This is a genomic window from Microvirga sp. P4_A5, assembly GCF_056402495.1.
Genome location: NZ_JBFUHH010000005.1, coordinates 30,318 through 56,908 on the forward strand (window position 1 = coordinate 30,318; position 26,591 = coordinate 56,908).

At 61.0% G+C, this 26,591-nt stretch carries 30 protein-coding genes and 2 pseudogenes; 18 read left to right on the forward strand and 14 right to left on the reverse strand.

Annotated features, from left to right (window positions below):
* Positions 1 to 279: 279 nt before the first annotated feature.
* From AC1DVM_RS03095 to AC1DVM_RS03105, 3 genes are all read left to right on the forward strand, one after another.
* Positions 280 to 1,965, forward strand: coding sequence for an autotransporter assembly complex protein TamA (locus AC1DVM_RS03095; RefSeq protein ID WP_477251958.1), 1,686 nt, complete (start codon positions 280 to 282; stop codon positions 1,963 to 1,965).
* The gene (locus tag AC1DVM_RS03100; protein ID WP_477251960.1) at positions 1,965 to 6,257 is read left to right on the forward strand and encodes a translocation/assembly module TamB domain-containing protein; all 4,293 of its coding nucleotides are present in this window, start codon (positions 1,965 to 1,967) and stop codon (positions 6,255 to 6,257) included. Before AC1DVM_RS03095 ends, AC1DVM_RS03100 begins: the two co-directional genes overlap by 1 nt.
* A 125-nt stretch (positions 6,258 to 6,382) precedes the next feature.
* Entirely contained in the window at positions 6,383 to 6,649 is a 267-nt protein-coding gene (locus AC1DVM_RS03105) for a GlsB/YeaQ/YmgE family stress response membrane protein (RefSeq protein WP_477251962.1), read from the forward strand.
* Positions 6,650 to 6,690: 41 nt separating this feature from the next.
* On the opposite strand, the gene AC1DVM_RS03110 is transcribed toward AC1DVM_RS03105, so the two are convergent.
* From AC1DVM_RS03110 to AC1DVM_RS03125, 4 genes are all read right to left on the reverse strand, one after another.
* Complete coding sequence (locus AC1DVM_RS03110) at positions 6,691 to 6,936, reverse strand: YgaP-like transmembrane domain (protein WP_477251964.1); 246 nt, start codon at positions 6,934 to 6,936, stop codon at positions 6,691 to 6,693.
* 72 nt (positions 6,937 to 7,008) lie between these two features.
* On the reverse strand, positions 7,009 to 7,254 hold the full coding sequence (locus tag AC1DVM_RS03115) for a hypothetical protein (RefSeq protein WP_477251966.1): 246 nt from the start codon (positions 7,252 to 7,254) through the stop codon (positions 7,009 to 7,011).
* Positions 7,241 to 7,879 (reverse strand): acyl-homoserine-lactone synthase, encoded by a 639-nt coding sequence (locus AC1DVM_RS03120; protein ID WP_477251967.1) that lies wholly within the window; start codon positions 7,877 to 7,879, stop codon positions 7,241 to 7,243. The genes AC1DVM_RS03115 and AC1DVM_RS03120 overlap by 14 nt, the downstream gene beginning before the upstream one ends.
* 79 nt (positions 7,880 to 7,958) lie before the next feature.
* Entirely contained in the window at positions 7,959 to 8,684 is a 726-nt protein-coding gene (locus tag AC1DVM_RS03125) for a LuxR family transcriptional regulator (protein WP_477251969.1), read from the reverse strand.
* Positions 8,685 to 8,812: 128 nt separating this feature from the next.
* Between AC1DVM_RS03125 and AC1DVM_RS03130 the strand changes: the two genes are divergently transcribed.
* Positions 8,813 to 9,238 (forward strand): helix-turn-helix domain-containing protein, encoded by a 426-nt coding sequence (locus tag AC1DVM_RS03130; protein WP_477251971.1) that lies wholly within the window; start codon positions 8,813 to 8,815, stop codon positions 9,236 to 9,238.
* Here AC1DVM_RS03130 and AC1DVM_RS03135 read toward each other — a convergent pair.
* A complete protein-coding gene (locus AC1DVM_RS03135) occupies positions 9,204 to 10,196 on the reverse strand; it encodes a YihY/virulence factor BrkB family protein (RefSeq protein WP_477251973.1) in 993 nt (330 codons plus the stop codon). The genes AC1DVM_RS03130 and AC1DVM_RS03135 overlap by 35 nt on opposite strands.
* Positions 10,197 to 10,352: 156 nt before the next feature.
* Between AC1DVM_RS03135 and AC1DVM_RS03140 the strand changes: the two genes are divergently transcribed.
* The 7 genes from AC1DVM_RS03140 (at position 10,353) to AC1DVM_RS03170 (ending at position 13,999) form a co-directional block, all read left to right on the forward strand.
* On the forward strand, positions 10,353 to 10,865 hold the full coding sequence (locus tag AC1DVM_RS03140; RefSeq protein WP_477251974.1) for a hypothetical protein: 513 nt from the start codon (positions 10,353 to 10,355) through the stop codon (positions 10,863 to 10,865).
* An 11-nt stretch (positions 10,866 to 10,876) separates the two neighbouring features.
* Positions 10,877 to 11,272, forward strand: coding sequence for a phage holin family protein (locus AC1DVM_RS03145; protein WP_477251975.1), 396 nt, complete (start codon positions 10,877 to 10,879; stop codon positions 11,270 to 11,272).
* Positions 11,269 to 11,673 (forward strand): DUF3618 domain-containing protein, encoded by a 405-nt coding sequence (locus AC1DVM_RS03150; RefSeq protein ID WP_477251977.1) that lies wholly within the window; start codon positions 11,269 to 11,271, stop codon positions 11,671 to 11,673. The genes AC1DVM_RS03145 and AC1DVM_RS03150 overlap by 4 nt, the downstream gene beginning before the upstream one ends.
* 17 nt (positions 11,674 to 11,690) lie before the next feature.
* On the forward strand, positions 11,691 to 12,371 hold the full coding sequence (locus AC1DVM_RS03155) for a hypothetical protein (protein WP_477251978.1): 681 nt from the start codon (positions 11,691 to 11,693) through the stop codon (positions 12,369 to 12,371).
* 215 nt (positions 12,372 to 12,586) lie between these two features.
* Positions 12,587 to 12,940 carry a response regulator gene (locus AC1DVM_RS03160; protein WP_477251980.1) on the forward strand — a complete coding sequence of 118 codons (354 nt, stop codon included), beginning with the start codon at positions 12,587 to 12,589 and terminating at the stop codon, positions 12,938 to 12,940.
* A 116-nt stretch (positions 12,941 to 13,056) separates the two neighbouring features.
* Positions 13,057 to 13,512, forward strand: a complete 456-nt coding sequence (locus tag AC1DVM_RS03165; protein WP_477251982.1) for a response regulator — start codon at positions 13,057 to 13,059, stop codon at positions 13,510 to 13,512.
* 172 nt (positions 13,513 to 13,684) lie between these two features.
* Positions 13,685 to 13,999: an SWIB/MDM2 domain-containing protein gene (locus tag AC1DVM_RS03170; RefSeq protein ID WP_477251984.1), complete on the forward strand. Its 315-nt coding sequence runs from the start codon at positions 13,685 to 13,687 to the stop codon at positions 13,997 to 13,999.
* Between the two features lie 6 nt (positions 14,000 to 14,005).
* On the opposite strand, the gene AC1DVM_RS03175 is transcribed toward AC1DVM_RS03170, so the two are convergent.
* Entirely contained in the window at positions 14,006 to 14,626 is a 621-nt protein-coding gene (locus AC1DVM_RS03175) for a hypothetical protein (RefSeq protein WP_477251985.1), read from the reverse strand.
* 94 nt (positions 14,627 to 14,720) lie between these two features.
* Here AC1DVM_RS03175 and AC1DVM_RS03180 point away from each other — a divergent pair, with 94 nt between their 5' ends.
* Together AC1DVM_RS03180 and AC1DVM_RS03185 are read left to right on the forward strand one after the other, a co-directional pair.
* On the forward strand, positions 14,721 to 15,584 hold the full coding sequence (locus AC1DVM_RS03180) for a D-amino-acid transaminase (RefSeq protein WP_477251987.1): 864 nt from the start codon (positions 14,721 to 14,723) through the stop codon (positions 15,582 to 15,584).
* Between the two features lie 51 nt (positions 15,585 to 15,635).
* Positions 15,636 to 15,950: a hypothetical protein gene (locus AC1DVM_RS03185; RefSeq protein ID WP_477251989.1), complete on the forward strand. Its 315-nt coding sequence runs from the start codon at positions 15,636 to 15,638 to the stop codon at positions 15,948 to 15,950.
* Positions 15,951 to 15,952: 2 nt separating this feature from the next.
* On the opposite strand, the gene AC1DVM_RS03190 is transcribed toward AC1DVM_RS03185, so the two are convergent.
* From AC1DVM_RS03190 to AC1DVM_RS03200, 3 genes are all read right to left on the reverse strand, one after another.
* Entirely contained in the window at positions 15,953 to 17,014 is a 1,062-nt protein-coding gene (locus tag AC1DVM_RS03190) for a hypothetical protein (protein ID WP_477251991.1), read from the reverse strand.
* A 188-nt stretch (positions 17,015 to 17,202) separates the two neighbouring features.
* The gene (locus tag AC1DVM_RS03195) at positions 17,203 to 17,811 is read right to left on the reverse strand and encodes a DUF1134 domain-containing protein (RefSeq protein ID WP_477251992.1); all 609 of its coding nucleotides are present in this window, start codon (positions 17,809 to 17,811) and stop codon (positions 17,203 to 17,205) included.
* Positions 17,812 to 17,995: 184 nt separating this feature from the next.
* Complete coding sequence (locus AC1DVM_RS03200; RefSeq protein WP_477251993.1) at positions 17,996 to 18,817, reverse strand: 3'(2'),5'-bisphosphate nucleotidase CysQ family protein; 822 nt, start codon at positions 18,815 to 18,817, stop codon at positions 17,996 to 17,998.
* Between the two features lie 171 nt (positions 18,818 to 18,988).
* Here AC1DVM_RS03200 and chpT point away from each other — a divergent pair, with 171 nt between their 5' ends.
* Positions 18,989 to 19,630, forward strand: a complete 642-nt coding sequence (chpT, locus tag AC1DVM_RS03205; protein ID WP_477251995.1) for a histidine phosphotransferase ChpT — start codon at positions 18,989 to 18,991, stop codon at positions 19,628 to 19,630.
* 4 nt (positions 19,631 to 19,634) lie between these two features.
* Here the strand turns inward: chpT and AC1DVM_RS03210 are convergent.
* Both AC1DVM_RS03210 and ctrA read right to left on the reverse strand, forming a co-directional pair.
* A pseudogene (locus tag AC1DVM_RS03210) lies at positions 19,635 to 20,025 on the reverse strand (EamA family transporter).
* A gap of 81 nt (positions 20,026 to 20,106) precedes the next feature.
* Positions 20,107 to 20,808, reverse strand: a complete 702-nt coding sequence (gene ctrA / locus AC1DVM_RS03215; RefSeq protein ID WP_477251996.1) for a response regulator transcription factor CtrA — start codon at positions 20,806 to 20,808, stop codon at positions 20,107 to 20,109.
* Positions 20,809 to 21,321: 513 nt separating this feature from the next.
* On the opposite strand from ctrA, the gene AC1DVM_RS03220 reads away from it, so the two are divergent.
* Entirely contained in the window at positions 21,322 to 21,726 is a 405-nt protein-coding gene (locus AC1DVM_RS03220) for a flagellar export protein FliJ (RefSeq protein WP_477251998.1), read from the forward strand.
* Positions 21,727 to 21,779: 53 nt separating this feature from the next.
* On the opposite strand, the gene AC1DVM_RS03225 is transcribed toward AC1DVM_RS03220, so the two are convergent.
* Positions 21,780 to 22,415, reverse strand: a complete 636-nt coding sequence (locus AC1DVM_RS03225) for a GNAT family N-acetyltransferase (RefSeq protein WP_477251999.1) — start codon at positions 22,413 to 22,415, stop codon at positions 21,780 to 21,782.
* A gap of 251 nt (positions 22,416 to 22,666) precedes the next feature.
* Between AC1DVM_RS03225 and AC1DVM_RS03230 the strand changes: the two genes are divergently transcribed.
* Positions 22,667 to 23,668 (forward strand): lysylphosphatidylglycerol synthase domain-containing protein, encoded by a 1,002-nt coding sequence (locus AC1DVM_RS03230; protein WP_477252001.1) that lies wholly within the window; start codon positions 22,667 to 22,669, stop codon positions 23,666 to 23,668.
* A gap of 7 nt (positions 23,669 to 23,675) precedes the next feature.
* Complete coding sequence (locus AC1DVM_RS03235; protein ID WP_477252002.1) at positions 23,676 to 24,503, forward strand: class I SAM-dependent methyltransferase; 828 nt, start codon at positions 23,676 to 23,678, stop codon at positions 24,501 to 24,503.
* Between the two features lie 6 nt (positions 24,504 to 24,509).
* On the opposite strand, the pseudogene AC1DVM_RS03240 reads toward AC1DVM_RS03235, so the two are convergent.
* A pseudogene (locus AC1DVM_RS03240) lies at positions 24,510 to 24,707 on the reverse strand (helix-turn-helix domain-containing protein); the annotation flags it as partial.
* A gap of 216 nt (positions 24,708 to 24,923) precedes the next feature.
* The gene (sciP, locus tag AC1DVM_RS03245; protein WP_150943946.1) at positions 24,924 to 25,199 is read right to left on the reverse strand and encodes a CtrA inhibitor SciP; all 276 of its coding nucleotides are present in this window, start codon (positions 25,197 to 25,199) and stop codon (positions 24,924 to 24,926) included.
* Positions 25,200 to 25,431: 232 nt separating this feature from the next.
* Here sciP and mnmA point away from each other — a divergent pair, with 232 nt between their 5' ends.
* Complete coding sequence (mnmA, locus tag AC1DVM_RS03250) at positions 25,432 to 26,586, forward strand: tRNA 2-thiouridine(34) synthase MnmA (protein ID WP_477252004.1); 1,155 nt, start codon at positions 25,432 to 25,434, stop codon at positions 26,584 to 26,586.
* Positions 26,587 to 26,591 lie beyond the last annotated feature (5 nt).

The window sequence follows — 26,591 nt, forward strand, 5'->3', positions numbered from 1 at the left end:
AAAGCGCTCTCAATTTTAGCTTGTATCGTTGCATATGCTGCTGTTTTTGAGAAAAGCGAAGCTCAGGCCTTCGATCTCTTTGGGCTGTTTGGTTCGAAGGAAGCGCCTCCCGCTCCTTCCCTCCAAGCGCTCCCTTATGATTTGACGTTCACGTTCGACGGCGCCAAAAAAGATGTTGAACAGACACTTCGCGACACATCCACGTTGTATCGCTTGCGCGCCGACGCTCCCTCCGACGGGGATTCGCTCGCCCGGCGGGCACAAGCTGATTTTGGTCCGTTGCTCGACGCCCTCTGGGGTCTTGGATATTATAACGCGACACTTTCGTTCGACGTCGCGGGCGTCTCGTTAAAGCTGGGCGAGGATCCGTCCAGGGCCGGGGCGGCTGCCGAGACCTACCGCGCGCGTGCAGCGGTTCCGATCAAAGTGCGCGTGGAACCGGGCCCCTTATTCGCTCTCCGCAAGGTGGAGGTCGACAACGCGAAGACGCAGCGCTCCTTCTCTGAGTTCGAACTCCCCTCCAAGGTTATCGGTCTGTCACCTGGCGATCCAGCGCGGGCTGCGGATTTGCGGGCGGCGCAAGCTCGCATGGTCGATCACTTTCGCGCCCAATCGCGGCCTTTGGCAAAGGCGGTTTCGATCGACCCGGTCGTGTTTCATCCCGCCCGCCTGATGGACGTGGCCTTCGCACTCGACCCGGGTCCCATCGCCCCCATCGGCACGATCTCGATCAGCGGCGCAGAGAATGTGGACCCGGCGGTCATCCGTTCTTTCGTGTATGTCGAGCCCGGCGACGCCTATTCGCCCAAGGCGATGGCGGATATGCGCAAGTCCATCAGCCGCATCCAGGCATTGGGTTCGGTGCGGATCCGTGAATCCGAAACGCTTGATGCCGAAGGGCGATTGCCGGTCTTTGTGGAGGTGACGGAAAGAAAGCCGCGTGTCATCGGCTTTTCGGCTCGCTACTCCACCATCGATGGTCCTGCGCTTCATGGTTACTGGGAACATCGCAACCTGTTCGGCGGCGCCGAGCGCCTGCGGGTCGAGTCCGACATTTTTCTGGCCCCGCGTAATGACGGAACGCGCATCAAGTCGGTCGAGGATCTGGAGCCGTCGGATATAGGCGGCCGCTTCCGCGTGAGCTTTCTCAAACCCGCGCTTTATGGAACGCGGAACGACCTGCTGATCGACGGCCTCCTCGAACGGGACCGCACCGGAGGTGATCGCTTCGGCGGTTACACCAGCCGCCTTGCCGACCTCACAGGCGCTATCCGGCATCGATTCAGCGACACGTTCTCCGTGCAGGCCGGATTGCAGGTGCAGAAAGGTCAGACAAGTGACGTGCTCGGGCCGATTGACTATCTCGTCGTAGGCACGCCGCTTTCGCTCACCTACGACTCGACCGACAGACCGCTTGATCCGACGCAAGGTGTGCGCGTAATCGCCTCCATCGTTCCCTACCCGAGTTTTCTCGGTTCAACGGTCGGCATGACGGTCACGAGGGCGTCTGCGTCCGCGTATTACGCCCTGGATGAAGATGCCCGCTACATCCTCGCCGGCCGCGTCGGTTTCGGTTCGATTATTGGCGCACCCCTCGACGAAATCCCTGCGAATTTCCGCTTTTTTGCCGGCGGAGGTGGATCGGTGCGCGGTTATCGTTACCAAAGCATCGGGCCGGAGGGCCCATTCGGATACGTGGTTGGCGGGCGCAGTCTGCTCGAAGGGTCACTTGAGGCACGCATCAAGGTCACCGACACGATCGGGATCGTTCCATTCGTGGATGCAGGGGGTGCTTTTGAATCCAGCTTTCCGGACTTCGACGACAAAGTTCGCTTCTCGGCCGGCTTGGGCCTGCGCTATTACACGGCAATCGGCCCCATTCGGCTCGACGTGGCGGCGCCATTGGACCGTCGGCCGGGCGACAAACCCGTTTCCATCTATGTCAGCATAGGGCAGGCCTTTTGATGACGATGATGCGCCGTTTTCTCATCCCGGCGATCCTCTTGATCGCTGCCGCGATCTTTTTGCCGTTGACGCTCGGTACGAAGAGCGCCGAGGCCGATAAGGGATTTCTTTCGGATCTTATTTCGCGGGCGCTCTCAACCCCGTCGACGCAGGTCTCAATCGGCGACGTCGAAGGTGCGCTCTCGTCCGACGCGACCATCCGCAACATTACGATTTCCGACAAGGATGGCGTCTGGTTTCGCCTGGACCGGGTTCGCCTTGTCTGGCGACGCCTTGCGCTGTTGTCGCGACGCCTTGAGATCGACAAGCTGGAGATCGGCAAACTCGAAGTGCTGCGGCGGCCCATACCGACAGCGGCGACCGTTGCCGGGGCAGACCAGCCGTTGCTTCCGGAACTGCCGGTCAAAGTGCAAATAGCAGATTTCCTGCTTCGGGAATTGTCTCTCGGCGCGCCGGTAATCGGCGTCGCGGCGCGATTGACCGCATCGGGCGCCGCATCGCTGGGCGATCCGAAAGAGGGATTGAACCTGCGCTTTGACGCACGCCGGCTCGATGCTCCGGGCACGCTTGTCGCCCGGTTGAACTACGTCGCCGAGAAACTTGATCTGAATTTGGCCTTGGACGAGCCGGCTGGGGGAATCCTGGCGCGATCCGCGAACATACCTGGCCTGCCGCCGGTTAAGCTCAACGTCGCGGGTACGGGTACACTCGACGCATTCGGAGCGAGGCTGACCTTCACCGCCGGCGATACAATCGGCGCGGCGGGCCAGGCCAGTTTGCAGCGCCAAGGGGGCGTGCGCCGGCTCGTGCTCGATCTTAATGCGCAGCTCGAGGGACTCTTGCCGGCGCTCGCAGCACCCGTCTTTGCGGGAACGACGGAGCTCGATAGCGAGACGATCTTTGCGGATGACGGAACCATCATCATCCCTCAATTATCCGTGGTGTCGCGAACGGCCCGGCTCGACRCATCCGGCCGCATGGAGGCGAACCGGGCCGTCGATTTCAAGCTCTCTGCACGTGCGGTTCCCACCGATCAGCAAAAAACGATCGCGGGTGGCGCGGAAATCAAGACCCTTGCATTTACGGGAACAGTGAAAGGGCAGCTTTCGGCCCCCGAAATCGCGGGACAACTCTCAGCGGAAGACGTCAATCTCCCGGCGGGCCGTCTCGGAAATCTCGAGGCGTCATTCACCGCAATGCCGAGTGGCGCACTCTCTGACAACGCGACGCGGATCGCCATCATGGCAGACGCGAAGGCAACGGGCGTCGCGCTTGCGGATCAAGCGCTCGCCCGTGCTGTCGGCGATCGGATGTCACTCGTCATTCGCGCGACCGCCTCTCCGGATGGCTTGACAGAAGTGGAGACGGCGCATCTCTCGAGCCCATCTTTGGATGCCCGTTATACAGGTYAGCTAGGGGCTGAAACCTCCACGGGATTGCTCGTCGCGAAAGCGCCCGACCTGTCTCGCTTCGGTGACGTCGCGTCTCTCCGGTTGAGGGGAACTCTGGATCTCGAGGCCCGCCTTCGCGGCCTCATGTCAAACGCCGCGGTGACGGCCAGCATCGACGCGAAGGCAATGCAGTTTGGGACGGGCATCGCCACTCTCGATGGACTGATTGGCGACCGGTTTGCGATGAATGGCACTGTCCGCACGTTTCCCAAAGGCGGATTTGGTTTCGAGACCTTTCGGGTTCTCGGGGAGCACGTCACGATCCGCATAGACGGTAATGCCGGCCCCGAGAGTGTCGCGGTGGATGCGAGAATCGAGATCCCAGATCTGCGTCGCGCCGACAGGCGATTGACGGGGCAGGGGAGAGTTGAATCCCGCCTCTCCGGAACGCTCGATCAACCCAATGCGACGTTCCATGCCGAGGTAAAGGGCGCAACGGCGCTGAACCGCCCTATTCCAGAACTTTTGCTGGACGCAACAGCGACCGATATTCTCGGGGCAGCGGAAATTGCGGCGAAGATTGCCGGCATGGTGGACGGGAAGGCCGCCGCGGGAACGCTGCGCTTGCTCAAGCGCCAGCAAGGAGGTTGGGTTCTTGATCCCCTGGATTTCGTCGTCGGATCCGCCAAGATCCGTGGGAATCTAACTCTCGACTCGGCCGATCTTGCTACTGGTCACGTGAGCCTCGAWGCCCGAAATCTCGGCGATCTCGCGCCGATCGTCCTCATGTCACTTTCCGGCGACGTGAAAGCGGATGTCATTTTCGACGCGACAACCGGCCAGCAGAATGTGCGGCTTGACGCGCAGGGCGAGAGATTGAAGGTGGGAGACGCGACCGTGGAGAGGTTGAGCGCCCGGGTATCGATCGCGGACCTTTACGCCAAGCCTGTGATTAATGCAGCTATTGCGGCGGATCGGGCCGTGCTAGCCGGCGAGACGTTCTCACAAATCCGGCTTGATTCCGCGGGATCTCCGAGCGCCAGCGAAATCTCCCTGAGTGCAAAGGCCCGCGAATTCGATCTCGCTGCGCGCGGACGTCTGGTGCCGGAAACTCCCGTGCGGTTCGACTTGACGGCGTTCACCGCAACACGTGACCGGCACGGGATTTCCCTTGCACGACCGGCATCGATCGCATTCGGGGAGGGAGGCGTGGCGCTCCGTGGCCTCGAGGTGTCCGTCGGTGGCGGGACCATCAGTGCGGAGGGCCGGGTGGGTTCCACATTGGATTTGCGGGTTGCCGCGAAGGCCGTGCCGTTGTCCGCCGCCGATATCTTAAGGCCTGGCACCGGTTTGTCCGGCACACTGGAAGGGACTGCACAGATCAGCGGGCCGGCCGCGGCTCCGACAGGCGATTGGCGTGTTCGCGTGTCGCGACTGGTCGCCGCGCAGGCGCGCGCCTTCGGCGCGCCGCCTATCGACATTACGGCGCAAGGACGCCTTGCCGATGGAAACACCACCGTGAATGGCGTTGTCGATGCGGGGCGTGCCGGGACGTTTCGCATCGACGGCCGGGTCCCGCTTGACGCCGCGCGAGACCTCGACCTGTCGGCTCGAGGCCGTCTCGATCTTTCGGTCGCCAACAGCTTTCTGTCGGCAGAGGGTCGTCAGATGACGGGAGTCGCCGCAATCGACATGCGGGTAACGGGGCGGCCCGCCGAGCCGACCGTAAACGGGACGCTGACTCTTAGCGGCGGGAGCTTCCGTGATGCGCTGCAAGGCGTGCGTCTCGACAACATTCAGGCGCGTATCGCTGCTCGCGGAACCGACGTGATGATCGAACGCTTTTCGGCTGTGACGCGAAACAACGGGACTCTATCGGCGAACGGCCGCGTGCGGCTCGATGCGTCCGCGGGCTTCCCCGGAGATATCCGCATCACTGGGCAGCGAGCGGAATTGGTTTCCAACGATCTCGTGACGGCTGTTGCCGATCTTGCGGTCGCGATCTCCGGGCCGTTGGCTCAGAACCCCCGCATCGGCGGTCAGGTTCGGTTCGTTACCATGGACGTGACGGTGCCGGAGCGACTGCCCGCCACTGTGCGTCCCATCCCCGGAACCCGGCATGTCAAACCGCCGCCGATCGTTGCCAAGCGTCTCGCTATGGAAGTGCTCGCGCGGGAACGCGCCGGCCGGGCGCCTGCCTTCAACGCCGTGCTCGATCTCGTGCTGAGCGCCCCCAGCCGGGTCTATGTCCGCGGTCGTGGCATCGATGCCGAAGTGGGCGGCGATCTGCGGTTGACCGGGACATTGCAGGCCCCGGTCGCAATGGGAGCGTTCGAGATGCGGCGAGGCCGACTCTCCGTTATTGGAACGCGGCTCGATTTTACCCGGGGCCGCCTGACCTTCACGGGCGACCTGACGCCCGATCTCGACTTCGTGGCTGAAACGAATGCCGGAGAGGTGACGGCGCGCGTCTCTGTCATGGGTTCGGCCCGCGAACCGCAATTTGTGTTCTCGTCTGATCCTGACCTGCCACAAGATGAAGTGCTGTCGCGGATATTGTTCTCCAAGGCATCCGGCGGCCTCTCGGTCACGCAGGCTCTCACGTTGGCACAGGCAGCGGCGCAATTCTCCGGCGGCGGCGGCGATGACGTGTTCGAGAATCTTCGAAAATCGCTAGGCCTGCAGGGGCTGGATATCTCGGTCGGCGCAAGCGGTGGTCCGTCCGTGGGCGTTTCGCGGGCGATCAGCGACCGCGTCAGCATCGGCGTGAAAGCCGGAGCGTCGACCGAAGAGACCGGAGTATCGGTTGATATCGACGTCACCCGGAGGATCAGGGTTCAGGGAGAAGTCGGGGCCGATGGCAATACGTCTCTGGGGGTTGGGGCGGAGTGGGAATACTAGTGTCCTGGCGCGCCCCAGAGATCGGGAAGCCGGCCGTAGAAATTATGGTCAGGCCAGTCATTTTGCCGCAACCTTAACCGCACTTGCGCGTTGCCAGATGGGCCAGTCAAAGAGGGGATCCCATCGTGAGCATCATCTGGACTATCATTATCGGGTTTGTCGCGGGCATTATCGCGAAGCTGATCATGCCCGGCTCGAACGAGCCATCGGGCTTCATCCTAACCACAATTCTCGGCATCGTCGGTGCCTTCGTGGCGACCTATCTCGGGCAAGCTTTGGGGTGGTATCGGGCAGACGAAGGCGCTGGCTTGATCGGTGCGATCGTGGGCGCAATCGTTGTCCTGTTCATCTGGGGCGTCATCGCAGGTCGTCGCTCGTCCTCGACCTACTGAGAATGGCGATGGGGCCGCGGAATATGCGGCCCCATCACTTTTTAGGGTCTCTCAGCGATCTGTCCCATCGACGTCTTGGTGCCGAGGAGCGCGGCCTTGACCGGGCAGGTCCCCACATAGCCGCGCCACGCTAGGTACGAACCGCCGGCAAGGGCCAAAACATTCAACAAGGGGTTGGGACGGGGTTTTACGCCGGCCGCCGCCAAGCCGAGTCCGGCGATGATATACGCAGCCCGCTCCGCCACGGTGAGCTCCGCGCCTTGTTCGTCCGATATTCCGCTCGTCACATCAGTCTCCATGTCGTGTCGCAAGCGAACGCCATCGAATGACGGGTTGTTCCCACACCCAGTAGAGAGCTGCTAGTGCCTGTTGGCTTCGGATGGCTGGCGCGCGATCAGCGTCAGCCGCAGATCGCCCGATGCGGCGAAATTCAGCTCCGCCGATAGGGTCTTGGGCTCGTCGACGAAATGGAGAAAAGCCAGCAGCCGGAGCCGCGTGACGGAGGGCAACGACGCAATGGAATTCAGCATCTTGTCGCTCGCCGACAGCGCCATCTCCTCCTGAAGGAAAGTTTTGAGGGGCAGAATCTGATCACGCCGCGACATGGGGCACCCGATCATAGGTGAGAGCTTCACCATCGTGACAAAGGTTGGGGCCGCGCAAGCCAGCGATTTCCCGCACTTTGTCGAGACTTTCGCGCGATACGTCGATGAGTGCGGCCATGCAAGGCTCGTTCTCGATAAGAGTGGGAAGCCCAAGGGGCCGGACCTTGAAGCCGACCTGATGCCAACGCGGCAGCCACCACATTTCCACCACGGCCGTGACGGCGGTGATGCCTTCCTCCAGGCAATATTCCTGCATGGCGGCAAGTAAGCGGCAGTCTGTGCGCCCTGTCCGGCGTTCCTTGACGACGAAGTAACGGGTGCATTCGAGAATCGATGCCGCTCTCGGGACTCCCCGTCCGGCGAGGCTTGAAAAAGTCTCACTCATCATGTGGGGCAGTAGTGTCGGATATAATCTCTGGCCGCCGACGCACCGTCCGCCATCCAGCGCGAGGAGATAGACAGCGTTGTGATTATCGTATTGGTCGACCTCAATTCCGTCAGGTCGTCGAAGTTCTTGCCATCCCCGCTCGCCGACGAAGACCTGGTGACGGAGGCGGTGATATTCCAATAATTGATTTTTGTAGTGTGACCGATTGTGTGCCGTTACGACATGAACACGCGTCATGTGATTGATCCTCTTGTTCTTAAGAACAAGAGATATTCGGGCGATGCTTCGCCGAAAGATATTGTAAGAACCTACAGGGTCAGATGGCGATCAACCGGTATTGGAGTGCCCGCGCGACCGCCTGTGTTTTATTCGCAGCCTCAAGCTTTTGGCACGCGCTGACGATGTRTGCCGTCACGGTTCTCTCAGTGATTCCGAGGATTTCGCCAGTATCGGCGGCCGATTTGCCCGCGGCGGCCCACACCAGCATCTCACGTTCGCGACCCGTCAAGCGCATCACTTTTTGCTCTGGGACTGGTTTAAGATGAGCACGGATGCGTTCGAAGGCGTACATGCTCATGAGGTGGAGTGCTGGCTTGGTTCGCGTCGATAGATCGAGGTCGGTCCCGCTCATGGAGATGCAAGCCTCATAGCCTTTGATACCGTGAATGGGCAGGCAGAACCCTTGCCTCATACCAAAGTCGGCAGCCCTGTGCATGACCTCCAGCGCACGGGGCTCGCCGTCGGGGTCGAAGGGGGCCTCCGACCACTCGAAGGGCTGGACGCTGTTGCGGCAATGGCGGATCACGGGGTCATGCCGTACGTAATGGCGGCCAGTGTAAATTTCGAACCAGCCAGGCGGCCATTTCTTCAACAGGACGACCCGCTCCACGGTTTCTCCCGGGGCGGGGAGGCCCGTCACGATAAAGCTATCGAAGCCGAAGCGCGACAGCGAGGCCTCCATGGCATCGAGAATGGCTCCTGGCGTTGCCAGGCCATCCAATTCCTCGACGAAGCGAAATGCCTCATCGGCGTAACTGAACATGCCCCCGCTCACCGCGCCGCCCCCCCTGTCATTTATTGCAATTTAAAAGTGAAACTTGCAATAAATCTACTTTTAGTTTTTGTATCGGCCGATTAGGACTAAGTTTCGTGTGTCGCGAGGGGATTTTCGTGGAAAAAAAGTCGCCGAATGCGGTGGATCATCATATTGGCCTGCGGGTTCGCCGGCGTCGTACCGCCCTCGGCATGAGTCAGGAGGCGCTGGGTGATGCCCTCGGGCTGACCTTCCAGCAGGTCCAGAAGTACGAAAAGGGCGCCAACCGGATCGGGGCGAGCCGGCTCCTGCAGATCGCCGGCATCCTGGGGGTTGGCATCGAGTTCTTTTTTGAAGGGTTGGAGCAAGCTGGCGCTCAGTTTGCCCCGGAACAACGGAGCATGGCCGAATTCCTCGCGATTACCGAGAGCGACCGGCTCGTGCGCAGCTTCAAAAGTCTCAAGGATGGGGAGGTCAGACGCAAGGTCGCCGATCTGGTGGAATGGCTGGCGACCAATTCGGACGGCTCTACGCCTTCGCCTGACCCACATCGTCAGCCATAAAGGCGCCGCGGCTGCCCATGGGCTTGTCGGGTCCGATGGTGGTATCCTGCGCCGTCTGGTGTTCGATCTCGGCATTGAACTCGGCTCCCACCAAAACCACCCACAGCGACAGATACATCCACATCATGACGCCGATGATGGCACCCAAGGAGCCGTAGGTCGCGGAATAGTCCGTCCAATGTGACAGATACCAAGAGAACAAGACCGAGAATATCAACCACACCACGGTTGCGAAAATAGAGCCGGGGGTAATCCAGCGCCATTTTGCGGTGACACGGCTAGGGCCGAATCGATAGAGCATCGCCAAGCCGGAGATCGCCATCGTGAAAAGTACGATCGCGGGCAATACGGTGACGAGCAGGTCGCCCAAGGGCCCAAGGTTGAGGAACCGAATGACCAAAGGTACACCGACCACCACGTTGAGCAGCACAACGGCAAAAACGATAGCGCCCACCGTAAATGAGAGTGACGTGAGCAAAAGCTTGAAGAAGCCCCGTTTCTCCTTTTCGTCGTAAGCGACATTGAGAGCGTCGAACAAGGCCCGGATGCCGTTATTGGCACTCCACAGCGCGACCGCGATCCCCGAAACAAATCCAAAACCCAGCGCCGTTCCACGGTTGTCGGTCAAGCGCTTCAATTCATCCCCCAACATATCGATGACCGCCGAAGGGACGTAGCCTTTCACGTCGGCGACGTGTTCCGAAATGGTGACGGGGTCCGCGACCAGGCCATAGAGGGAAACAAGCGCTGCGAGAGCCGGGAAGATCGCCAGGAGAAGAAAAAACGTCGTGCCGGCGGCCACGGTCCCGACCCGGTCGTCAGAAACCTCGTTCCAGACCCGATACAAAATATCCTTCCAGCCGAGCCAGGGTATGTGATGAGGCTGAACCGCCTCCCGCCCGCGGTTTTTCTCTCCCGCGCGATGCTCGTTTACCCGCGCTGAAATTGCGTCGCTCATCTCGGCCCCTGCTGTCCGTCGGCTTGTTCCACTGAACGTTTTACGCCCGCAATCGGTTCACGGCCCAAATGCGATGAGTTCCGAGGGGTTTAGCTACGCGCCAAGGAACCACCCGTGTGCCCGCTAGTTACTGTCTGGCGATTGATGAGGTAAGCGATGAGTGTAGGACAACAAGGTAACGAGCAATCCAAGCGAGCCGGAACCGGCACGGATGACTGGGGTGCGCTCCGGGAGGACGTTGGCGGCATCGCCGAGGCGGCCGTTTCGCAAGGCCGTCACTTTATCGATTCCGCCAAGGATCATGCCACCGATTATGCGGTCAAACGCAAGGCTGACGTAGCCCAGTCGGTTGCCGATCTGGCGACCTCTTTGCGGGATTCGACCAGAACATTCGAAGAGAGGCCGAACATTCAGGCTGTGGTCGACAGTGCGGCGGAGGGCCTTGAACATCTGGCCGGAACAATCCGCGATCGCAGTTTCACTGAGATCTTCAGCGATGTCGAAGATGTCGTTCGGCGGCGTCCCGCCACTTTCGGCGTCGCTGCCCTGGCGATCGGCTTCGTGGCCGCTCGGTTCATCAAGAGCACGTCGGAGGATTTGCGCGACAACCAATATTCCGCGACTCCTCCCGCCACTCGCCGCGCAGGTCCGGCGCGCTCCGGCGTTTGACGGAGATTGAGATGTCTGCACACGGAAATCCGACCATCAAGACTCTGTTGGGTGAAGCCCTTCGCGAAAGTGGCGATCTTGCTCAAAAGGAATTCACGCTCTTCCGGACGGAGATGACTCAGAACGTCCGCATGCTGTTCGTCGGGCTGGGCATGATGGTGGTGGCGGCCGTATTCGCGGTCGCTGCACTCATGCTGTTCACCGAAGCGCTCGTGGACTGGCTCGCGACGATCCTGGATTCGCGCGCTCTTTCTGCACTGATCGTCGGCGGCGTCATGGCGCTCATCGCCATAGGCCTTATCCTCTATGGGCGACACGCCTTGTCCACCGCTTCTCTGGTACCCGACAAGACTGTTCGCTCCGTCAAACGTGACGCTGAAGTTTTCTCCGAAAGGGTCGCGGGATGACAAACCAGATTGAAGACTTGCAGCGGGAGGTGGAGCAGAGCCGAGCAAAACTCGACCTCACGCTCGACCGGCTTGAGGAAAAGCTGACGGTGTCGGGGGTCGTGGACGATCTGTTGGGTACGGCTCGTCGAAGCCAGTTCGCTCCATTGTACGATCACGCGCTCTCCACCTTGCGCAGCAATCCCGTCCCGGTCTTGCTGGTGGCCGCGGGAGCGGCGCTCTTGCTTTACCGCCTTCGTCCCACTTCTGCTCCCGCGCCGGCCCGCTCGCCGCGCGTCGCGGTCGACGAAGACCTGCCGCCAGCGCCGCTGGAGCCCCGCCTTTATCAGACCGGAGCCACCACGCTCCAATCGCGCGAAGACCTCGAGGGTCGTCGTCGCGCAGCCAACGTCCGTATTTGAAAGAACAGGAGTCTTCGATGGCCGAACAGAAAAATGAATCTGCAACTTCCCAGGATAAGTCCTCTTCAAACGAAGCGACGAAGTCTGTCCAAAGCGGAACCTTGGCGTCACACACCTCGCGGCCCCTCGGCGGCCAAGTGACGGACCGGAATCGGGGAGGCGCCGAATCTGAAGGTCAGAAGCTCTCCGCGATCTCCGAGGCCGCAAAGGAGAAGGCCAGCGGAATGGCCGAGAACGTCCGCGAAACGGTCGGCAATGTGAAGGAAAAGGCTACTGAGGCGTACGAGGGCGCATCGGAATGGGCTGAGGACACCTACGGCCGTGTTACCGATTGGGCATCCGAGGCCTATGACGCTCGCAGCGAACGGCTCGATCGGATGCGCCGGCAGTCCTCGCAATCAGTTCGACGCGTGAGGGGCGGTATCCAGGATTATGTTTCCGAGAACCCCATGGTTGTCGGCCTGGTGGGCCTGGCGGCCGGGATGCTGATTGGTGCACTTTTGCCGCGCACGCGACGGGAAAACGAGGCGTTTGGCGAGTGGGCCGACGAGTTGCGTCACCAGGGCGTGCGATATGCGCGAGAGGCGACGCAGAGAGGACGAGAACTCGTCGAAGAGACGTTCGAGGGCGAGGATCCTCGTTTCAGCAAGCATGACAGCGAGTTCAAGCCGACCCGGCAGGGTGCCAATCGCCACTGAGTTTCCCGCTTCCTGAGAACACGAGAAAGCGCCCTTGGGGCGCTTTTTCTTTTACCAATCCATCTTCACCCTCCATTTACCGCGATGGTCAAAACACACGGTTCCTACAGGCTCCGAGCGGAACGCCTTGCGCATCTTGCCGTTCACCAGTTGTTCACGCAGCGGACTTTGCGAAAAATCCATCAGTTCGGGGCGTCTATCGGGAGTATAGTGTAGTGCGCGTACTGATCTTGGAAGACGATCCGTTCATCGCCATGGACCTTCAATGTATTTTGGAAGGCGACGGCCACGATGTCGTAGGGGCCGTACCGTCAGTGGACGCCGCAAGGGCCCATCTTTCTGATGGGCTGGATTACGCGTTGCTGGACGTGGACGTTGCTGACGGTAAGAGTTTCGCTATCGCGCAGGAATTGCAGGAGCGGTGTATCCCGTTCTGCTTCGTCTCGGCGTCCTTGCATTCCGACATCCCACAGCTCCTGCAGGACGTCCAATTCATCGCGAAACCCTATGACGAGGCTGCCATCCGCAGGTCGGTCGGCGATTGCCACATGTTCCGCTTGAGGCATTAGGCGCGCCCAGGGACCCGAAGCCTCCGAATCGGCCTACCCACAGGTTTTTGCCGGTGAGTCGGGAACGATGCCCGCAGGGTCGCGTTCGAGAAGCGTCGCCCACATGGTTGGAATGAATGTCGAAAGACCAGTCCACAGTTCTTTTAGTCGAAGACGAGCCTCACATCAGACTGTTCGTGTCGGAGCTTCTCGACGAAGCGGGCTTTAGGGTGATCGAAGCGGACAATGCCTCGGAGGCCCTGGCGATCATCCGCGGGGGACGTACCGTCAATGTGCTCCTCGCTGACGTGGATCTGGCCTCTGGCAACAATGGGCTCGAACTCGCTCAAACAGTGTGCAAGTCCTTTTCACATATTGAAATTCTCATTTTGACCGGGCGGCAATGGCCCAGCTCTAGAGATCTTCCTGCCCAAGTCATCTTGCTCTGCAAACCTTGTACGAACGAGACCATCTTGAGCGAAGTTCGATCCGCGTCGCTGAGATCGAAACGACAAATGCGAGGAAGTCTCCCGTTTGCGGATTATGCGTCCGCGACCGTGGGTCCGCGCAACCAAAACGGCTTGGGCGCCTGAAATCGATCTTGCTGCTACCTCTGAGCGACCATAAGCTCCGGCGGTATCGACCACCCAGTCGATGAGTCAGGCTCTTTACGAGAGCCGTATCGTCGGCCATAGGGCAAACCAATTGCCGTCTCGAAGCCGTCACGGCAACGCGACGTAATTCCATTCACTTTCGGAGGACTCCATGGCGACCAAGACCACAGACGGAAAAGCAGCTGCGAAGAAGCCTGCGGCGGCCAAAGCGGCCGGGTCAAAGCCCAACGCTCTTCAGCAACCCCTTCAGCCGTCCAAGGAGTTGGCCGCTGTTGTTGGTTCCGCCGCCCTCTCGCGCGGTGAGGTCGTCAGCAAGATGTGGGAATACATCAAGAAGAACAACCTTCAGAATCCCGCCAACAAGCGCGAAATCCTGGCCGACGAGAAGCTCAAGCCAATCTTCGGCAAAGACAAGGTGACGATGTTCGAGATGAACAAGCACCTCGCCCAGCACCTCAAGAAGTAAACAGCCTCAGGAATCCTGCCGCCATTTTGCGAGCGGCAGGATATCCGGCGTTTTTCCCGGCGCATATCGCCACGGGTCCACCGCCCACGCGCCGCCGCTTTTCTTCTCCGCAATGACCGCCGTGAAATGTGGGTAACGGCCGTCCAGGAAAAAGCCTCTCGATTGCGGAGACTCGACACGGTGGTGCCGCAATAGACCCTGGCTGTCGAGTTCGACCAACAGGCTTGTCGTGTTGGCGGTCTCGTCGAGACAATCCATCTGGCCGTGTTGCCCCGACATTTCATAAGGCGATCCCGGTCGATCGGGGGCGCCGCCAAGTTCCCGTGCGAGTTGGGCTGTGTAGATCCGCACCACCTCGCCGATGGCCCGCCTCTCCGCCTCCGCCGACTCAGTCGAACCGAGAAGCGCAGCCGCCCGCGGAATAATGTTCCCATCCAACATCACCGGCAGGCGGCGCGAGCAGCCATAGCCGTGGCATGCGAACACGCGCCCGCCACTCGGAGGCGCATATCCCTGCTCGGTAAACCAGCGCCGCGCAGACTCGCCCGCAGCAACGCTCGGCGAAGCGAATGCCGCTCCGGCGGTGATGATGGCCACCGATATCGTGCACAATCTGCGAGTGATCATCTGGGCGATTCCATTCAAGTTAGGGCGCGCGCGGATTTACACCCCGCACGGCGAGGCTTAGATGGTGAAAGCTTTTGCGAGGTCCGAGGTTTCCATGTCCCGTGTGGTTTTTCTGAATGGTGCGTTCCTGCCGGCCGAGGAGGCGAAAGTCTCCGTGATGGACAGAGGGTTTCTGTTCTCGGACGGTGTCTATGAGGGCGTCGGTGTGCTTGACGGGCATCTCGTAGACAACGAGGCGCATCTCGAACGCTTCGAGCGATCGATGCGGGAGATTCAGATTGCCAATCCGCATTCCCGCGCCGAGTGGACACGCTTCGAGCACGAGCTCGTGCGCCGGAACGATATGTCGGAAGGGTTTCTCTATATTCAGATCACGCGCGGCGTGGCGGAGCGGGATTTCATGTTCCCGAAGAGCGCCTCGCCGACCGTTATGATGTTCACCCAGGCAAAATCCATCGCCGATGCTCCGGCAGCCGAAACCGGTATCGCGGTCATCACGGTCGCGGATCAGCGTTGGAAACGTCGCGACATCAAGTCGATCTCACTGCTGGCTCAGGTTCTCGCAAAGCAGACTGCGAACGAAGCCGGGGCGCAGGAGGCCTGGATGGTGGAAGACGGACACGTGACCGAAGGAGGGTCCTCGAGCGCGTTCATCGTCACGCAAGCGGGCAGTATCGTCGTGCGTCCGCTGTCGAACGCGATCCTGCCGGGCATTACGCGAAAATCGCTGCTTCGACTCTCGCAAGAGGCCGGAATCAGGCTTGAGGAGCGGATGTTCACCGTCGAGGAGGCTTACGGCGCTGCCGAGGCATTTCTCACGAGCGCGTCGAACTTCGTCCTGCCTGTCGTTTCCATCGATGCACGCCCCGTCGGCAATGGAAGACCCGGCGCCATCACACAAAGACTGCGGCACCTCTATCTGGACATGGCGCGGGAGTCAGCCAGGGATCATCATTAGGCCGGAACCGAGCCAGAAGGGGCCCGTTCTCCTTTCTTGAGGAGTGGCCCCATGAAGTTTTTGAAGATCGCCGTCGGTGTTCTCGCGCTTAGCGGCTCTGGTGCCTTGGCACAGATCCCGACTTTGCCGCAGCAGGCACCCAACATGCCCGCGCCGAAGGACGTACCCGCGGAGAAGATCGAGCCGTCGGAGACGGGGTCGACCCTGAGCGACAAGCTGCAGCGCAGCGACGGCATCATCCGCCCGCCGGTCGATGCGACCCCGGACATGAATGTGCCGGCTCCGGTACCGGAGCCGGGCACCACGCCGATCATTCCGCCCCCGGGGAGCCCCGGTTCGCGCAATCCGACTCTCGATCCGAGATAAAGTTACGCCGGGCGCTTGCGCTTGCCCGAATTCCTTTGGCCGGATCGGCCGGATTTCGCCATGTCCTGCGCCTGCTTGCTTCCCGCGGTCAGGATCTGATCGGCCAGTTGCCTGATGCGTAACCGCAGCTCCTCATTTTCGGCGGATGCCGATTGCGCGGCCCAAGCCGTATGCTCGGCAGCCTCGGCCCGGGCTGTTTCCAGCAGCACCGACAGTCTTGCGATTTCGGCAACCTTTGCATCCCGTTCAGCCTCGATCTCCCGAACATGTTGTTCGAGAATGAGGCCCCGTTCCTGCTCGGCGGTGAGACTTTTTGTCAAAACGGCAAGGCGCTTGCGCTCGTCCGACAACTCGCTGTGCCGCTCGCCGAGGGCCCTCTCGAAATCGTTCCCTCGCGCGCTCTGGGTCATCAGACGCGTCTCTAGGTCGGAGATGACGATCCGTTTGGCATCGATTTCGCTCAATGCCGCTGTCAGCGCTGCGTCAATCCCCGCGTAGGCATCCTCCAGCTCGACGAGAGTGTGCGACGTGCGGGTCAGCTCCGAGGTCGTGACAGACAGAGAGGCCTGCAACTGGTCGCGATCCCGTCGCATCGACCCGAGTTCATCGACTGTTGCCCGATGCGTATTCTCGAGCGCGGTCAGAGTCTCCCGTCGATCGCTCAGTGCGGCAGCCGTTTCCGCGAGTGAACCTTCCGATACGGCAAGCGCGCGGCGCACGTCGTCGAGTTCGGCCTCCAGACGGGCCACGGTAGCGTTGCGCTCGGCGAGGGTGCTGTCCAGGCTCTCGATCCGCATGGCCCGGCGCCCGAGTTCCTCCATGCTTTGATGTTTGACAGCGAGCGCCTCCTCGGCTTTCCGCTCGATCCGCCGCTGATGAACGGCGAATTCCGCGCGCAGATGATCCTTTTCGGCAGTCAGTTCGGCGATCGACATGGGAAACAGGGCTTCGGCCCGTCGCCGCGCAAGGCGATCCGCACGCTGGTTGATCGCCGGAATGATAAGCAAGGCAATGAGGGTTGCGGCCAGGAACCCCAGCGCAAAGAACATGACGGTTTCGACCACGCGGAATCAACTCCAGGCTGCTGCTCGATTGCAGGCTCAAGCACTTGCCTTGCGCCTGCGCGGCCACTCCAGCGCAAGGTTCAAGAATGCTCTTTGTAGCGCATCCGGGAGGGCTTTCCAGCGGGAGCTAGCCGTTTGGTCGGAAAGAAGTTGGGGCCGTTTGGCGGTTCGGGGGCCAAAACCCGCGGCTAGAAGGGATTCCAGGTCGGCTCAGGGGTGAATTTCAGGTATCCCAGATTGACGCCAAGCCGCGCGCCCACCCCTGTCCTGATGGGGACGACGATCATCTCGTCCGCGGCCGCCGCGGTCATGCCGAACCCGCCGATGAGATAGGCCGAGCCGTCGATCCCGACGAAGCGCTTATAGAGCGCGTCGGTAAAGGGCATGTTGTAGACGAGCATCATGGTGCGGGAACCCTCGCCGCCGAGATCGAACCCCAAGGAGGGACCTTGCCAGAAAATCGGGCGCTCGCCGGCGTTTCGGGTGAAGAGCTTGCCTTCGCCATACCTTAGGCCGCCAAAAAACGCCCCGGCGGCTTCCTGACCCAGAATATAGCCGTTCGGTTCGCCCCAGCGACGGACTGCTTCCTGGACGGTGAGAGCCAGGCCCCGCGATGCGGACCCGAAGAATGAATGCCCTGACTGGACGAGATCCTCCGAGCGATAGGAGGAGGGGTCGCCGGGGTTGGAGTAATTGGCGCGCGCCGCCTTTACAGGCTGGGCCGATACGCCCGACGAAAGAGCACCGAGAAGCGCCACCGCGGTGGCCGCGGCAATGACTGTGTTTCGCGAGAGCATAGGCAATCTCCTCGCTGAAGCTGCCATCGGGCAGCCCCGCATGAAATTGGGACGGATGCGGGCAATGTGTTCGAGATCCGTCCAGGGACTTCCGGTCGATATGTGGCCGGTCGCGCTAATTTATGGCCATCAACCCTAACAATCGGTTCACGAGCCGAATGAGCTTACGTTGCGGCAAGTACCGTCAGCAGGCGATGGGAAGCGAAAGGCGGGGCGCAAGGGCCGCATCGCCAAGCGCGGCGAAGGGGCCATTCAGGTATCCGCGAGCCGCATGCCCGTAGGTGAGGGGGGTGCCGCCGGGGCCGATGACCGTTCCTCCGGATCGGGTGAGGATGTGATCGCCCGCAGCGGTGTCCCATTCCATGGTCGCGCCGCAGCGGACATAGATGTCGGCTTCCCCCGAAGCGATGAGGCAGAACTTGAGCGCCGACGAGGTCATGCGCCGGGTACCAATGGAAAGGCTCGACAAACAGGCCTCAGTGGCCACGTCGCCATGGCGACGACTGACCAAAGCGACTAGATCGTTGTCGGGAGCCTTGCGTGCGCTGACGGGGCGCCAGGCGAGGCCGGAGTGGCCCACCGACGGAATCTCCGCCGTTTCGGCCGTCTCGCCGGCAATCCAGACACGGCCCAGGGCCGGGGCCGCGACCACCGCCGCGCAGGGGCGCTTGCCATTGATCAACGCGATATTGACGCTGTATTCGCCGCTGCCGTGGATGAAATCGCGGGTCCCGTCGAGGGGGTCCACGAGGAAGAAATAGGAGTCGGGCAGCACGCGATTAGCCGTTTCCTCGGCGACCACCGGCACGTCGGGCCAAATCTCGTTCAATTGCCGGATAATGAGTTCCTCGGCCGCGAGATCCGCCATCGTGGTCGGAGAGCCGTCGTCCTTGATGCGCTTCTCGATGAAGGCGCATTCCATCCGCCGCAATACGCGCCCCGCATCGATGGCGATCTCCGCCAGCTTCTGGGCAATCGAATTGGCATCTTGGTCGTCAGGACGCATGATGACTTTGTGCCCGTTCGCGAGGGGCCTGTCGATCCTTTTGCCCGCTTTTCAAAGAACGCATTGCCGGGTATCCGGGTTCACGCTCGCTTTTCTTCCCGGCGCTTCACGACGGCTCGGATCTCCGATGGTCGTGAGTTTTCGCCCAATCACGGTCTTTCTGGAGCCCCCATGGCAACCATCTCGCTCGAATCGCTCGATCTCGCTGCTCTTCTGTGCTCCCGCGTCTGCCACGATGTGATCTCGCCGGTCGGCGCCATCGTCAATGGATTGGAGGTTCTCGAGGACGACAACGACCAGTCGATGCGAGAATTCGCCCTGGAACTGATCGGCAAGAGCGCAAGGCAGGCCTCGGCCCGCCTGCAATTCGCCCGCCTTGCATTCGGTGCCGCAGGGTCGGCCGGCGCATCGATCGATCTCGGTGACGCCGAGCAGGTCGCCCGGGGGATGTTTCAGGACGACAAGATCTCGTTCGCCTGGTCCGCTCCCCGCCTTCTTTTCCCGAAAAATCGGGTGAAGCTTCTGCTCAACCTGATCATGATCGCGATTACGGCCATACCTCGCGGCGGCTCGATTTCGGCCAATGTGTCGGGAGATGCGGAGAAATGCGAATTCATCCTCCGCGCAAAGGGCATCAACGCCCGCATTCCCGCCCATGCCGAAGATCTTCTCGCCGGGCATTCCGAGAGCGGCACGGTCGATGCTCATGGCATCCAGGTCTATTACGCAGGTGAGGTTGCACGCGCCGCCGGTATGAGCATCACGTTCAGCATCGAGGGCGACGAGGTGACCATCCGCTCGGCCACGGTGTGAAGCCTTAATTGCCGATAGCCACGAGAACCGCGCCCGCGGCGATCAATCCGACGCCCGTCCAGCCGAGCCCTGTCAATCTTTCGCCGAGGAATAAGGCGCCGAACAGCGCGACCAGGACGACGCTCATCTTGTCGATGGGGGCGACGCGGGAGGCTTCTCCGAGTTTGAGCGCACGGAAGTAGCAGAGCCATGAGGCTCCGGTCGCGATCCCCGAGAGAACGAGGAACGTGTAGGTGCGTCCCCGCGACGACCACCAGGATGACGATCGTACGGATGAAGGTGGCAAAGTCGGAACCGACGTTTTCGACTCCGACTTTGGCGAAGATCGCTGTCAGCGCCGCGAAACCGGCCGACAAGAGAGCCCAGAACTGCCACGACTCGAGCATCGCTTTCATCGGCCGTTTCCTGCATCGCGAACGATCCTAACAAAAAAGCCCGGCGTCATGCCGGGCTTTTTTGAGTGGGGTCGTGATGGATCAAACGGCGATGCGTTGCTCGACCTCGGTGGGCTCGCGAAGCACATAGCCCCGGCCCCATACCGTTTCGATGTAATTCTTGCCCTGAGAGGCATTGGCGAGCTTTTTGCGGAGCTTGCAGATGAAGACGTCGATGATCTTCAGTTCCGGCTCGTCCATGCCCCCATAGAGATGGTTGAGGAACATTTCCTTCGTCAGGGTCGTGCCCTTGCGAAGCGAGAGAAGCTCCAGCATCTGGTATTCCTTGCCGGTCAGATGCACCCGGGCGCTGCCGACTTCTACCGTCTTGGTGTCGAGATTGACCACCAGATCGGCGGTCGTGATGACGGATTGGGCGTGGCCCTTCGAGCGTCGGACGATGGCGTGGATTCGAGCGACCAACTCATCCTTGTGGAACGGTTTGGTGAGGTAGTCGTCAGCGCCGAAGCCTAGACCCTTCACCTTGTCCTCGATGCCGGCCATGCCGGAGAGGATCAGGATCGGCGTCTTGACCTTCGCGACCCGCAGCGTGCGCAGAACTTCATATCCCGACATGTCGGGGAGGTTCAGGTCGAGAAGGATGATGTCGTAGTCGTAGAGCTTGCCGAGGTCGATGCCCTCTTCGCCGAGATCCGTCGCATAGACGTTAAAGTTCTCGGACTTCAGCATCAGCTCGATGCTCTGCGCAGTTGCGCTGTCGTCTTCGATAAGAAGTACGCGCATGTTAATTCCCCAGCCCTTGCCCATGGACCACCGAACAGCCTGAAGCTGCCCATCCGCGACAGGGCGTGTCGCAGATGCCCTCTGAACTGATTCGCAACGCTAGTACGGAATGGTTAACAAACCCTGATTCGCACATGCAAGCGATTAACGACCCGATCTCCTGGATCAGCTGTTCGCAATGTACGTGGCGATTGTACTGGTCTGCCATTCGTAAGCCCGTCATGCCTGTGAAATGCCCCGGCCATGGGCAGGAAAACGTCCCGCAGATCCGGTCCCGGCTGCGGAGTCTCCCTCCCGGGCAGTGTTAACGAAAGGGGTAAACGAAACGTTGACGCTCCGCCGATCCGGGTCGCGAAAAAGGGCCCGCGCGAGAGGGTGGGGCCGTGAACCGTGGCCATTCGGTCGATCCGGTAAGGAACGGTCAACCTCCATGCGGGATGGTAGCGCATGACCGGCGGATAACTGAGCGATCAGCCGGACACGTGAAACAGCGCCGTGTGGAGTTCAACCAAAATGAAGTCGCGGGATACGCTCATCCGCCTCAAGCGCTTTCAAGTCGACGAGAAACGTCGCCGGGTCGCGCAAATCGACATGATGATCGCCGAGTTCGACCGCATGGCGGCTGATCTCGACCGGGAGATCGCCATGGAGGAGCAGAAGGCCGGGATCTCCGACCCGAACCATTTCGCTTATCCCACCTATGCCCGCGCAGCGGCGCAGCGACGGGATAATTTGCGCCAATCCGGCATTAATCTGCACGTTCAGCTCGATGATGCGAAGGCGGAGCTTGGCGTGGCATTCGAGGAATTGAAGAAGGCCGAGAGCCTCGACGACCGGGAACGCGGGCTCGACGCCGTCCGCGAGCAGGCTGTCATCAGCCATATCGGGCAGCGCCGCCCCATGCGCGCCACTGCCTGACCGTCCCATCAGCCGTGAGTTGCCGGGGTGCGCACGGGCGGCGCACCCCTTTTTTATGGTGAGCCCGAGTCCGGCGGATCGATAATCGGGACCTGGGGCGCGGACGTTAAAGGCAGAAAACCCTTGAGGCGCGGATCATCGGCGATCTCGACTGCACGCTTGTAGGCGCGAAAGCCGGATCTCACATAGAAGCTCACCGCTCCCGGGTGATCGAGCGAGCAGGTGTGGACGAAAAACCGCCCTATGGGACGCCCGAACGCGCGGCGAATGGCTTCGTCCATGAGAGACCGCCCGATCCCCTGGCCGGTGGTGCCCGGCACGAGACCGAAATACGCCAGTTCCGCTTCACCCTCGACCCGGAAATCGATTTCCAGGAGGCCGATATCGGTGCCGTTCTCGACCAGAGCATAGGCCTCGACGTCCGGATGGCTGAGGATTCCCGCGACGCTTGTGTCGTCCATGACGGCCCGGCCAAACCACAGCCATGGGTCGCCGATGCGCGCGTAAAGGGTTCGGTAGCGCCCTAGATCGTCGCTCAGGCGATCGAGCCCGTAAGCGTCCAGCCGGGTCTGCCCGCTCCCCGCTGGCGGCTCGTGCATCTGCAGGTAAGTGACCACGGACACGACTTTGCCAGCCGGAATATCGGTGTAACCATCCAAATTGAGGGAGATCGAGGCGGGAGCCGGCATGAAAATGACCTTCTGGGAACGGTCTGGACGAGATGATTTCCCACAGGGCGGGACGAAGAGCAATCACATCTCCCTACGATCAGGTCAGACGGGGCCAGAGCCGGTCAAGACCTTGAAAAACTCAAGGTTCTCGCGAGATGCCACCCATGTCCCACTGGTCCGACGGGTCGAATTCGCCGCTCTTATCCCCCTTGCGAAACAACGGATTTCTGGCACACAGGGAGCGCCCGCCGAGGAGACCGACGACGTCGATGAAAAATGTGCGTGAGTTTATCTGGCCCATCGTCGGGCTTGTCGCAGTCGTCGTATCCTGTTGGCTTCTGTATCGTGAGCTCCGCGGCCTCTCGCTAGATGACGTATGGGAGAGTTTGACGGCCGTGCCGGGGCGGCGCTATGCCCTCGCGGGATTGTCGACGCTCGTGGCCTACATGGCCCTGGCCTGGTATGATCGCATCGCCCTTCTACATCTCGGCGTTCGCCACATTTCCTGGTTTTTCGTCTCCGTCACCTCGTTCACCACCTATGCGCTCTCGCACAATATCGGCGCCTCGGTGTTTTCGGGTGCCGTCGTGCGGTATCGGGCCTATACGTCGAAGGGCCTGAGTGCGCCTCAGATCGCCGTGCTCGTCGCCCTTTGTTCTTTTACTTTCGGCCTCGGCACGATCCTGCTGGGTGGTGTGGTGCTCACCGTCGACCCCACGCTGCTCCACCGGCTGGAGGACTTCCTCCCCACCGCCATCACCAATCCGGCCACGGCCAGGATTGTCGGGATGATCCTCCTCGCGTTGGTGGCGCTCTATGTCGTCGGATCCATCCTCCACCTTCCGCCGGTGGTCATTCGTAAAGCCAAGCTGGAATATCCTCGTCCGGCGATCATGGCGCGTCAGCTTCTTGCGGCCCCGCTCGAGCTGCTTGGAGCTGCCGGCATCATCTATTTCGTCCTGCCGGCTCATCTCGAGCCCAGTTTCGTGGTCGTGCTGGCGGTGTTTCTGGCTTCTTTTTCAGCGGCGCTCGTCAGCCATGCGCCCGGTGGCCTCGGAGTTTTCGAACTTGTGTTCCTCACGGCGATGCCCGACATCCCGAAGGCGGACGTGCTGGCCGCCCTGATTGTGTTCCGGCTTTTCTACCTTTTAATCCCGTTCGCCTTGTCGCTCATCGTCGTGGTGCTCTTCGAACGGGCAAGGCTTGCAAAGGCATGGCGGGGACGACTTGCGCCGGGCGATGGGCCGTTGCCTCCTTCGCCTCTGATCTGATTTACGAATGAAGACGTTCTGGCGGCGGTTGCGCTTTGGTTTGTCGACCCTGCTCGGATTGAAGACGCGCGGGTTTTTCATTCCTTACCGCTATGCGGACACCGTGGCGGCACTGGGCTATCCGGCGCTGCTGCCGCTCTTTCAGGCCGCGCGACCCCGGTTCGAGGCCCTCCTTTCGGATATCGAGGCGCTTTCCGACAATCTCAGTGCGATCGGAAAAGACGGACACCCCGCCCGTTTCGATCAGGATTGGTTTCCTCGGCTCGACGCCGCTGCTGCCTACGCGATCGTGCGGACACTTCAGCCCCGGCTGATCGTCGAAATCGGATCCGGCCACTCGACCCGGTTCATGGCCCGCGCGGTGCAAGATGGTGCGCTGCCGACCAAAATTATCTGCATCGATCCGGCCCCACGGGCCGACTTGACCCGTCTGGCGGTCACTCACCTGCCTGTGCTTCTGCAGAATGCGGACCCCGCAATCTTCGCGGGCATCCAAAGCGGTGACGTGCTGTTTATCGATTCAAGCCACATCGCCATGCCGGGGACGGACGTCGATCGGCTTTTTCTGGACATTTTGCCTCGTCTCGCGGCGGGCACGCTGGTCCATATCCACGACATCACCCTGCCTTATGCCTATCCGGCGGCCTGGAACTGGCGTGGCTATAACGAGCAGTTGGTCGTCGGCGCCCTCCTTCAGGGGGGCGGCTACGAACTCGTCTTTGCGAGCCATTATGTGGCGAGGCATCTGCTGGGTCGGGAAAAACCGGAAATCCTGTCCCGGCTACCGCTTGATTCCGCGGCCCACGAAACCAGTCTTTGGCTTCGAAAACGCTAGCCGTTTTCAGAGACAAGGAAGCGTGCGTGTCTGTCCGGGTTCCGGCACGGGAATTCCAGCTTCCACATAGTCGTTCAGCTTGTTGCGAAGCGTGCGGATAGAGATGCCGAGAATTCTCGCCGAATGCGTCCTGTTGCCCTGACAATGATCGAGCGTGTCGAGGATCAGGTGGCGCTCCACGTCCGCCACGGTCCTTCCGACGAGCGAAATGTTGAAGATGCCTTGGTGGTCCGGAGGATGCGCGGTGTCGAAGGCGAGAGGCAATGGCTGACCCTGTCGAATGCGGAAGAACGCATCCGATTAGAAGGTCAGCATGGTTAGGAATAGCTTAACGGGAGTAAAAAGCTTCGCTGTATCGGGCTTGAAAAGCAAAAAAGGCACCGCCGGCTGGGGCGATGCCTTTCCTGGAAGTAAATGGCGTTATTGTCTGTATTGCTGGATGCGTGTCGTTCGCAGTCCTGCAAGCCCGTGCTGATCGATGGAGAGCTGCCAGCTGAGGAATTCCTCAGTCGTCAACGTATAGCGCTGGCAGGCCTCATCGAGACTGAGAAGACCGCCCCGCACAGCGGCCACGACCTCTGCTTTGCGACGGATGACCCAGCGTCGAGTACTGGAAGGCGGTAGGTCAGCAATCGTTAGCGGACTGCCGTCGGGCCCAATGACATACTTGACCCTCGGGCGGTGGGGTTCGGTCATGATACGCTCACACAAAAATTCAACGACCTCGTAGAACCTCAAATTACATGGACCGGCTTAATGTTTTCCTAAGCGCAGAACGCAAATTACGCATCTGCCGCGATTTGGCCATAATGGTTAAGAAGGCATTGCTTGGCGTTGTTTGCGGCTCTGGAAATTGGCCCTCGCAACGCGTATAGAAATTTCTTTGTTTCCCGTGCGCCGCCTTGAACGGCGCCTCTGGAATGGTGTGATGCTCAATTCTCTCGGTCTTCCTCGAGACCCCTCCGAAACTCGGGTCGTTGTTGCCATGTCGGGCGGCGTCGATTCCTCCGTCGTTGCTGCTCTCTTGAAACGGGAGGGATACGATGTGCTTGGAATTACCCTGCAGCTTTACGATCACGGCGCCGCTGCCCATCGTAAAGGTGCCTGCTGTGCGGGCCAGGATATTCACGATGCCCGCCGGGTCGCCGAGGCAATTGGCATCCCGCATTACGTGCTCGATTACGAGGCGCGCTTTCGCGAGGCCGTCATCGACCGCTTCACGCAGAGCTATCTCGACGGCGAGACGCCCATTCCCTGCGTCGAGTGCAACCGCTCAATCAAATTCCGGGATCTGCTCGAAACCGCCCGGGAACTTGGCGCCGACATTCTGGCAACCGGCCATTATGTGGCCAGTCGCGGTCTGCCGGACGGACGGCGCGCCCTGCATCGGGCGGCGGATCCCGATCGGGACCAGAGCTATTTTCTCTACGCAACCACACCCGAGCAGTTGAGCCTCTTGCGTTTTCCGCTGGGCGAATTGCCAAAGGACGACACGCGGGCCCTTGCTCGAGAATTCGGGCTGACCGTTGCGGAGAAGGCCGACAGCCAAGACATATGCTTCGTGACCCAGGGCCGGTACAGCGATGTCATCGAGCGCCTCAAGCCTGGCGCGGTGCATGGCGGCGAGATCGTACACCTCGACGGACGCGTGCTCGGCCAACATCACGGGATCATCCACTACACCATCGGCCAGCGGAAAGGCCTCGGAGTCTCGACCGGAGAACCTCTCTATGTCATCCGTCTCGACGCCAAGGCGGCTCGCGTCGTCGTCGGCCCCCGGGAAGCGCTCGCCACGCGGGCCATCCGGATCATCGATGTGAACTGGCTGGGCGATAGTCCGCTCGCGGCGGTGCCGGAGGGGGGCCTGGAAGTGGCGGTGCGGGTGCGCTCGACCCGCGAGCCCCGGTCCGCGATCCTCCGTTACGACGGAACCGATGCGGTCATCGAGCTATTATCGGCGGAAGACGGGGTGTCGCCCGGTCAAGCTTGTGTCATTTATGAAAGCGATGCTCCTCGCGCCCGGGTTTTGGGTGGCGGAACCATCGCCCGCACCTTAGCAGAAGCAGCGCCTGCCGCCGCTTGACGCTC